This is a genomic window from Corynebacterium sp. (assembly GCF_030532965.1).
Lineage (GTDB): Bacteria > Actinomycetota > Actinomycetes > Mycobacteriales > Mycobacteriaceae > Corynebacterium.
In genome coordinates this window covers 80735-89405 of record NZ_JAUNKC010000010.1, presented here as the reverse complement: position 1 = coordinate 89405, position 8671 = coordinate 80735, and the positions used below count along the sequence as shown (strand labels likewise).

The window sequence follows — 8671 nt, the reverse complement described above, 5'->3', positions numbered from 1 at the left end:
ACCAACAAACTACCCCCAACTACCCCCACTTTTCACAAGTGATTGACAATAAGCGAATGTGAAAAAGAAAAACGATCAGCACCAGCAACCCTTCACTTTCTGCGGCCGAGGCCACGAATAGCCACAAATGTGGAAAGTGTGAGAAATATTTCAAAACCATATTCCTACGAAGCGAAACTGTGTGCGATATTATGAGGCGCAATACGAAACAAAAAATTCCCCTATTCCTTCTCGCACACTAAAGGAACTCTCGTGGCCAACCGCTCCTTACCGCAAGCATTGGACCTGTACCATCAGTTCGGCTGGAAGGATGCCAAGCAGGAAGACCTCCCCAACCTTCCCATCGGCGACGCCGCGCAACAAAAACTTGCAGTCCAAGGATTAAAATCTGGCGACTGGGACACCTTTGAGGCCACTGGCAGCCACGGCAGATACGTCTCCCTCCTTGGGGATGCCGATCAGAGTAGGTTAGCGCTGTTTGGTTTACGGTGCGGGATCACGGCACGGCGGTATGTTCAAATCAACCGCTTTATTCTGAACCGGGTTACGCAAAAGGTACAAGCGGAGTGTATTGCCCAACGAGGTGCCGCATTTGTGCAGAGCTTCATGGCGGAGGCTGCCCGCGGAACTGTTAACGATGCGGACACCACCATCTTTGTTGATGAGGAACACAACTTCACGTCCCTTCTCCTTGTCTCCGGCGACTGGGGCTTTGACGTTCCCCTGCCTGAGCACGTGAACTATCTACGCGTGTGGGCGATGGCCGCCTCGGCGGTAATGAATCTTGACGTGGTCAAGCTCTTTGAAAAGCCCTATACGAATCCAGTTTCGTCCTTTGACGAGCTTAAAAATCGTTTGACCTGGGAAGACCTGGAACCACGTTTCTTGGAGCACCTCGAAGCGGCAGTGAATAATCAGGTCCCCATGTCTGGGCCACTCGGCCACGTGGTGGCTGAAGCTCTTCGACGCGAAATGATCACTCGTGCAACTGCGGTGAAGTGGGTCGCGGATGCTGTGGAATCGACTACCCGAACAGGTGCGCGACGCCGCATGGTGGAAATGTGTAAGGAGCTGGAAGTCACCGATGAGGAACTTCTTGCGCATGCTAACAGTCTCGCGGGCGCAGTTTCCGCCGGTGACGGCTCTTATCTCCAGTACTTTGGGGTGCGACTTATCGGGATAGTTCCTGACGAAAACCTCTGCGATGTCGCCTTACCAGGGTTGTATTCGACTGTGCTGAAAGCGCAACGTATGGTGCTCAAAGCGCTCGCGGAACGCCCAACACCCACCTTGGATGTTTGCGAAGTTCTTCAGCCACGGATTGTGGAGCTTGCTGGAGCCAAGGATCGGCAGGTTGCTCGCGCGGCGAATGGTGTTCTGACTGTGTGGGGTCTTGCCCAAGATCCAGGAATCACAGACGCCCCAACTGAGGCAGATGATCTACCCACAGCCAGCTTGTGGCAGCCTACCCCACCGTTGTGGAAGCTGGAAAGATTTGAGGTTCCCGAAGCTACTGTGGAGCAGATCACGCACAACTTGGCGTTGGTCGAACGCGATATGTACGACGTGCATGCCCTTGAACGGTTACTTGCCCAGGTTGTTGAGTTGGCGATTCGCGATGAGGGTGCCGCGAAACGCGCCTGCCGCAGCAGCAGTTGGGCGTGGGGTTGGCTGGATTCTTTGCTTAAGTGGGCAAAGGATGCGCCTGCGCCGCAGGGGGTGCGGGAAACCACAGATCCGTGGTCGGCCATCACCGAGGTAAGAGGCAACCTGATCGTTAAAAATTTGGGCTCGTACCCATGTGTTCTTTCCACACCGTCCTTTGTGGATTGCAGCATTTCCCGCGAGGATTTTTTCGCCCGCCTCGATCTGTTTCAAGAAACGGGGCAGGCAGTTGCCGCACCCGATCTTGCGTTGGCGCTTTACCGCCTCGACCTCGACGGTTGCAATACGGACACGTTAGCCGATAGTGCCCGCAGGTACAGCGACATCCCAATTCTGATCTCCGCCGATCAAACGTCGAAGAAGTCCGTGGGCGTGGTCATCGTGGAATACCTCGCCTCACCGGTGGTTGAGCCTCCACTTCAGACTGGGCAGGGCTGGGCTAATGGGGAAAAGCGTGCGCAGTGGGTGACAAAGCAGCACCCCACGCCGCCGACTTTCCTCACCCTTGGGATACATAAACAGCAGCTCACCCCGCATCGGTGGAGTGAAATGGCGATCATTCATCCTCGGTGGGACGATGCTGCGTACACGGAAATGTCGTGGACTAGGCAGGCGGACCAGCAGCGGCTAAATGTGCTCGCCGCGCACGCTGCCCACCGTAAGTACCCGCTCACCCCTGCGATTGCAGTGAACCTGCTGGGCTGTGTTCGACCCACGGCACGCAAAACTCTCTCCACCGTGGGTGAGTCGATCCGTCAGGCCTGGGATCGAGGTCTTCTGCACCCTGGTGTGGTTGATGTCGACCGCCTGGATTGGGTGATCGGCGACACGCACTTTAAGGGGTTGGCGCAGCCCCTGCTCGAACTCGCTTATGACGGTTTACTCTCGATTATCTGGCCGCTTTTCGACGCCCTACTCTACCGCGCTTCACCCATCGAGAAACCCGTTCCCGGCGCATCCGACATTGCAGAAGCCATGGCCGAACTAGCACCATACGTGGCTGCAGCCCTGAAAGAAAAGAAAGCACCCGAATGGGCAGCCCTAGTTCCTGGGGCGCGTGCCTTTGCCGCAAAGAAAGGCGGGTCGAAGACGGTTCGGGCCGCAAAAGCCATTGTGGCGGCGTTGCCCGAATCCCCAGCTCATGATGATTCCCCACACCAAGCGGACGAGTTCAAACCAGCTCCTGCCGAAACTGTGACTACAAGGAAGTGGAAGCAGGCGACGGCCTGTTCCCGACTGGTAGATACACACGCGAAGCTTCACACGGTGGCGGCACGCTCGGTAGCTTCTTCCGGTTATGGGAAGAACCTGAGGTCCGCAGACCTGTGGCTGGTCAGCCCCGTGGAAACACCCGAAGGTGAAAAACTGTATATTCGCAGCCTCACTGATTTTTCGGATTTTCGGTTCAACGACACAATTTTTGTATCTACCGCTGAGAACCCAAAGCCCAGCTACCTCCAGGAGGAACCGTGGCAACTGTTTCACAGTGATGGTACGTGGGCGGTTTCGAGGCGTCGACAAGCTCCTGGTGGTGGCCAGTTCCCCATCACCGACGTGGTGCTCACGGCAATACTTGTGTTCGCCACACACGACGACGCCGACGATGTGACCGAGTTTCTCCTGCACGAACTTTCCAGAAACGAAGTTTCAAGTGGGGATATATCCCAGGTCATGCGACGGCTACTTCCCCGGAAGGAGTTCAACCCGCATCGGTTATTTACGCTTGTGTCGGTCAATGCCGAGTTTCTGCCCTATCTGTGGCCGATCGTGACAGAGTCCATCGCTCACGCGGCACAGCTCATACAAGCCGGTTCCGCTGCCCCCTCGTGGCTAAAGAAAGCCCTCGGCTCAGCCATGAAGTATGTGAAGGAACTAAGCAAAGCCACTGATGAGGGGCTGGTCGACGATAGTTTTTGGGAGTCTGTGGCATTGGTCGCCACCTCCCAAGCCTCAGACGCGATCACCATTTTGGCGAAGAAAATTGTCAAGCACCGTCAACCCCAACTTGATTAGGGCAAAAAGTGCGCTGCGGACTCTAGCGCCGATTCGGCAACAGACCGCAACTGCGTGGCACACAACTGTTCTAGAAAACTGCGCAACTGCGAAGTGGTGAGGAAATCGGGGTCACTTAACGGCCACGGGAAATCCCGGCCAATGGGTTGGAAAAGCCCGCGCTGCCACATGATCTCCAGCGCTGGGATCGTGTTCATGGAATTTGCCATCCCTGCACTGCACACCAAAATTTTCGCCTGGGCACGTGGAGACAACGGTTGGGAGGATTCGGCAATCTGGGTGAAAAGCGCTAACACGTCCTTTTCGCTACCAGAAATATCCGCACCGAAATCCGAGCTCCGCACCGGTACTGATACGTGAATTGCTTCCGCCCACAGGGGAAATATGGTGGGCTCGAAGGCGTAAAAGTAGGGTGCGTACTTCCCCACCCTGTCAGGTAACCCCCGCAGCGAATGGGGGTGTTGAAGCCCAAGGTAAGGGTTGTCCACATCACGTTGTTCTTGATGCGGGTCGCACAAATATTCCGCAAGCACCGCACCCGCCGAGCGTTCGCACTCACGCCCAGTATCAAGCAGGATCGGCACCGCAATCCGGTGGCATTGTTCCACCAGGTGTTCGCGTGCTTCAATGCGGGATGCTGCTTCACGCAGCCGCGTCAGCGCAATAACGAAGTCAGGCTCCAGGACAGGAAGTTTTCTATCCTCATAAACTTTCATTCTGCGGAGCAGGTCTTGAAGGCTCACACTTAAATCAGTGAAGGAGGGTTCAGACAGCAAAACAGGCACTGTGTCAAGATGGCACAACACCGCCCTGGTGCGTGCTTCAACCAAATCGTGGTCGCGTATCACCCGCGTCCACGTCAAAGAATCATCAGCCCAGTCCGCCCACTGCCACGGTAGCTGGGAAGGTGCCGTTTTCCGTACAGCATTTAATAGCCCTCCCGGATCGCGATGGTACAGGGCTACGGTGTGGGCAAGAAACTGCTCAAACCCACAGTTTGAGCCGTAAGCCGTATGAAGATTTTCTGCCGCCCAAGCAATGAATGTCGCCGCCGAATCAGGCGGTGAACTGGGAAAAGGGCGCGTATTCAGTGTCACAATGATCTACCCTCCCTACTTAATCGAAAGCTTCGAGTGAAGCTCACGGGCGTGACTCAACGCAACGCTTTTGCCACTATGGGCTGCAAGAACCCCGAGTGGTTCCCACTGCTGAGGTGGAATTTCCCCGCGTCGTGTCGCTGCCGATAAAACTTTCACCTGGGCGAGCGCAACTTTGAGCACATCATTGACCCAACGCGGCAGGGTGGGTTGCTGTGCTGCCCACGCCAGCGATTCCGTCACAACTGGCCACAACGTGGCGATACAAGTTGGGTTCTCCGCAATGAACCGAGCCGCCCTTCCAGGGTTGAAAAACTCGCATGCAAGTAGTTGTTTCATACTTGCCACCACGGCTTTCGGGCTGACGAGGGTCATGTCCAGGTAGGTTTGCAACGGGCGACTGACAAATTCGAAGCTTTCCTTCGTGCACAGTTGTGCAAATGCGAGCGACAGGATTGTCACCGGCAGCACAGATTCGTCCATCGGGACAGTGCTTTTCTCCAACACCCACTCGCCAGCCCGCCACTTGGGATACATCTGAACTCTCGTTCCCCCTGCGGTCAGTGGCGCATCAAGCACCTGGCATTGCCAGGCCAGTGGCGTATGTGGTGCCGGATACCCAGAAGCTGGTTTCAGCAAAGTTGCAGACTGGTCGGGCAACGTCATCACCACGGCAATATCTTCAACACCGAAGGTATCCTCGAGCCGCAGCTCAATCCTCATACCATCCAGAACAGGTTTAAGCTGCTTCATTTTCAACTTGGGTGGTTGCCACACCTGAGCAAACTCTTCATCGCTCATCGGTTCTTCATACGTATCGGTATCGATTTCTATCGTTTTCCGTGTGGAAGGAGTTTTAGCTGGCGTGTTATCAATTGACAGATCACAGCCCCAAAGCCGAAGAACCTTGTTCGCTCGTGACTTCACCCGTAAGTCCTGCGAGCGAGCAAGCTCACTCACCTGTGGAAGAAGCGCCGCCACGCAAGAATCCGGCAGATCCGTGCGGGATCCAAGCACTTCTAGGACTGCCCGTTGGGCTGTTTTCGTCGTGGCGGACAACGCACCGATGGCGACGTCGACAAGCGAAGACGCATCAACCGCACGCAACAGGCGAATACCGACCGTACTCACCGCGTGAGAATCGGCCGTGACCAGCATCGATAGCGCCACACAATGAGCAGCTAACTCTTCATCCGTTGCACCGAGCTGGTTCAGCAGCAGATCAATGCAGAATTTTCGTTCTTTCGGACGCACCGCCGACACTGCGGCAGCCACAACCCACCCGATCGCCACCGGGCGGGAAAGCTTTCCTTCCGCCACTAACACGGGAAACAAAAGCCCCAACGCCCCATTAACGGGCACACCCGCTTCAACGGCTGGGCCGACGAAGTGAGTGGCGCTGGCGAGAAAATCTTTTTGGGTGGGCAACTCATCCACCTCACCATAGAAAGTCTCAATGCCCTCCGGGAGTTTTCCCACAAATATTCGCGCGGCAGCAATGGCCCAGTGTTGCAGGAAAACGTGGTCCCGCGGAATTGGAAGCCCCAACTCAGTGTGTACCACATGCAGCCACACCGGCACGCTGTGGCTTAGATGCCCCGTATGGAACCAACTACTGTCAGTTGGGTCGAATTGCGGCAGGTGCTCTAAAAAATCTTCCGCAAATTTTGGGCCACGTTCTGCTATGCACCCCGCCACGATTGCCCAGTTGCTGGACAAGGGCAACGCCACCGCACATCGCGCAGAAACACCCATTCGTATTGCGAAGAGGGAAAACATTGCCACATCGATCGGGTACACCGACTTCCCCGCCTGCACCCCGCCGGGATGACGCTCAATGGGGGTCGCTTCCAGTGCTTTTACTACGAGTTCGCGTTGGTTCTCGTCACCGCAGTCGAGGATGGGGGCGGCGGATAAGGGCTGGTCAACCCACCCCAATTCCCGGAAAACCTTGACCGCTTCCTTCACAGTCGGCTCAAGCATCGGCTCGTTCATCCCTCCGGCTCTTACGCAAATCTCTACCACTTTGCACACAATCGCTGCAAGTGTATCCCAAAGGTTTCACGCCTACATCCTGTTTTCTTCGCAACTGGGTAACCGCCACCAGGAGTTGTTCATTCCAACTAGTGCTCAGTTTTCTTGCGTACGCTCCTCTGTGCGATTAAGGAATGAATCCTATTGAGCTGTCATTAGCCGTGAGTTACCAGAATCCAACCATTTTCTTTCACAGAAATCACATTCATGCAGGTAAAGCCTTATGTATCTTAAGATGCATGGAATTTGAACAACTTGGCTTGATCCATCACAATCCGCAGGTTCGCACGGCCAAGGAGCACGATGGGCTGCTGAACGAGATTCGCGGGAATCAGTCGCTGGTCATTGCGGCGCCACGATCGCGCACGCTTCCACTCATGCAGGTGCGGGAGTTTCGGGAATTGCCCCCGAAAGATCGTCGGTTTGTGTTCTTTTTCGCCGACGGCTCGCCAGCGTGCGCGGTTGAGGTTGAGGATGTGGCGATATCCAAGCTGGGTTCGTGTGATTCACTCTTTGTGGGGGCAGGTTCGTTGGGGTCCTGTGATGAACGGTGGTGGACACAGCCCGCTTTCCAGGAGCTGGGGTTTCCCGCGCGGATGAAGGATTCCACGCCTGTTGTATGTTCGACGGTGCGAGTTATTGATTCGTTCGATGATTCCGTTACCTGCGACTATGATGCGCTTTGTCGGCTTCATGCGGGGTTGTCGGATCGGCGAAATACCGAGGATGTGACCAAACTTTTGGTGGAAAGCGGTGTCCCTGCCCACCTGCGTGCGCCTTTGTATGCTGAGTCTTTTTCGTTTTTCGATTTCCCCACGCTCCCTGAGCTTTCTTCGCTTATCGACGCCGCCAACCAGCATCTACGCACCATTCCAGGTGCCCCTTCCCTTACGTTCGAGTCTTACGCGCAGCTTAGCCGCAATGTTGCGGATACCTTGAGATTTCTCGGGTGGAACCTCGTGTGGGTTTTTCTTCCCGTTTTTCTCGCACCGATCTTGGGCAAAGGTTTCCTGAACTGAGTCCGCGTCAGTATCGGCGCATTCTTCGGTGTTTGATTCAACTCGACCGGAAGATTCAGCGGGCGCAACGAACGTGGGAAGCGCAGCGATGCGCGTTGATGGGATTTGCTGGGCTCGCCTACAGGGTGGGTGAGGAGGATTTCCTCGCCTGCGACAAGGCGGCGCTTTTTGTGGCACTGTTTGTGAATAGGCGGAAGCAAATCGCCCACTACCAGTACTATTCTTTAAATACTAGGCTGGAGCTTTCCCCACTTGAGCAAGAGTTTTTAGCCCATGCTCTCGCATCTGATGATTCTCGTCCTGATGTGCTGGCACACGTGCATTGTGGCCTTGATGTTGTAGCTCAGTTAAGTGATGGGCAGTTGGCGCAGATGATCGCGGTGTATTTTGCGGAGCTTTCTTTCTTGGCTTCACGCCTTGAATCGTTGCACACCGATGACTCGAACCGTGCGGCGCGGAATGTGACGGCGAATGCGTGGAATGTGCTGCGGTTTCATTTCCTACGTCTTCTTGCCGGGGCTGGTTTTGACCTTGAGCGCTCACACCGTTTTCTGGGCATGGTTCCACCGCGGGGGATTTCCACCGAGTGCCCGGTGTTTGCTCACGTGCCGAAGCCGTGGGAGGTTCTGCAAGGTGAAAAACCGTGTTCGCCTGCGCTTATCCGATCGGTGTGCGCGGGCAATGATGTTGATCCCGCACAGTCGTTGTGGGTTCCCGACCTTTCGGGGTATGCCGCTGTGTCGCGCAACCACGAAGCCATTGTTTCTTTGTTGAGTGGGATCAATCCGGCCTGCGCAACATTGTGTACGCAGTAGGGGTGCTTCGTGGGCTAGAATGTGTCCA

At 55.5% G+C, this 8671-nt stretch carries 5 protein-coding genes; 3 read left to right on the top strand and 2 right to left on the bottom strand.

All coding sequences use genetic code 11. The features are described from left to right. Positions 1 to 252: 252 nt before the first annotated feature. Positions 253 to 3678: a hypothetical protein gene (locus Q4D85_RS06610; protein WP_303199120.1), complete on the top strand. Its 3426-nt coding sequence runs from the start codon at positions 253 to 255 to the stop codon at positions 3676 to 3678. Here Q4D85_RS06610 and Q4D85_RS06605 read toward each other — a convergent pair. Further along, positions 3675 to 4775: a hypothetical protein gene (locus Q4D85_RS06605; protein WP_303199118.1), complete on the bottom strand. Its 1101-nt coding sequence runs from the start codon at positions 4773 to 4775 to the stop codon at positions 3675 to 3677. The two genes, Q4D85_RS06610 and Q4D85_RS06605, sit on opposite strands and share 4 nt — an antisense overlap. 15 nt (positions 4776 to 4790) lie before the next feature. Next, entirely contained in the window at positions 4791 to 6770 is a 1980-nt protein-coding gene (locus Q4D85_RS06600; RefSeq protein ID WP_303199117.1) for a hypothetical protein, read from the bottom strand. 278 nt (positions 6771 to 7048) lie between these two features. Between Q4D85_RS06600 and Q4D85_RS06595 the strand changes: the two genes are divergently transcribed. Then, positions 7049 to 7828: a hypothetical protein gene (locus tag Q4D85_RS06595; RefSeq protein WP_303199115.1), complete on the top strand. Its 780-nt coding sequence runs from the start codon at positions 7049 to 7051 to the stop codon at positions 7826 to 7828. 32 nt (positions 7829 to 7860) lie between these two features. Further along, positions 7861 to 8643, top strand: a complete 783-nt coding sequence (locus Q4D85_RS06590; protein ID WP_303199113.1) for a hypothetical protein — start codon at positions 7861 to 7863, stop codon at positions 8641 to 8643. The last annotated feature ends 28 nt before the right edge of the window (positions 8644 to 8671 follow it).